This is a genomic window from Streptomyces achromogenes subsp. achromogenes (assembly GCF_000720835.1).
Taxonomy (GTDB): Bacteria; Actinomycetota; Actinomycetes; order Streptomycetales; family Streptomycetaceae; genus Streptomyces; species Streptomyces achromogenes.
Window position 1 is genome coordinate 1 of sequence record NZ_JODT01000086.1, and the last position, 620, is coordinate 620.

The 620-nt window shown below is 65.8% G+C and carries 2 protein-coding genes; one reads left to right on the forward strand and one right to left on the reverse strand.

Annotated elements, in window-relative coordinates; translation table 11 throughout:
* On the reverse strand, positions 1 to 181 hold a 181-nt coding region (locus IH25_RS0136780; RefSeq protein ID WP_030621387.1), incomplete at its 3' end, for a GntR family transcriptional regulator.
* 114 nt (positions 182 to 295) lie between these two features.
* Here IH25_RS0136780 and IH25_RS0136785 point away from each other — a divergent pair.
* The gene (locus IH25_RS0136785; protein ID WP_030498532.1) at positions 296 to 481 is read left to right on the forward strand and encodes a hypothetical protein; all 186 of its coding nucleotides are present in this window, start codon (positions 296 to 298) and stop codon (positions 479 to 481) included.
* Positions 482 to 620 lie beyond the last annotated feature (139 nt).

Consider the following 620-nt stretch of genomic DNA (forward strand, 5'->3'; position numbering starts at 1 on the left):
GCTGTGACACGAGGTAGCCCTCGGCTTTGAGCAGGGCGATTGCCCGGTATACGGCGTTGTCGCTCAGGTCGAACTGACTCATGAGCGCGCCGGTCGGGGGGAGTTTGTTGCCCGGTTCGAGCGTCCCCAGGTCGATCCTCGCGCGCAGGTAGGCGGCCATGCGCTCCACGGTCCCGGCCATGATCGGTTCCTCGCTTCCTATCGGATGTGGTTGACGGTACCGGACTGATCCCTTAACTTCCTACAGGAAGGCACTTCCTATGGGAAGTCCCTACCGAGAGCGCAGGGAGTCGCAATGGAGCACGACGGACCGGCCGACCGGCCCCTGATGACGATGCGGATCAGTCGGGACAGCGGCCGTACGTGGTCGCCCGTTCGGGAGATCTGGCCGGACGACTGCGACGTGCACCCGTGGGACGCGATCATCTGGCCGCCCTGCGCCTGCCCCCGTCACCGCAAGGGATCGGAGATCAACCGGTGAGCACACCGACCGCAGCCGCTACGGGCGGCAAGAACAGCAAGAACGACTCCGCGAAGTTCGGCGCGTCGTTCGCCCCCTCGTTCACGCTCAACCTGTCGCAGAACAAGACCAACAACAGCGGGGGCGGCGGCGGGAGCCG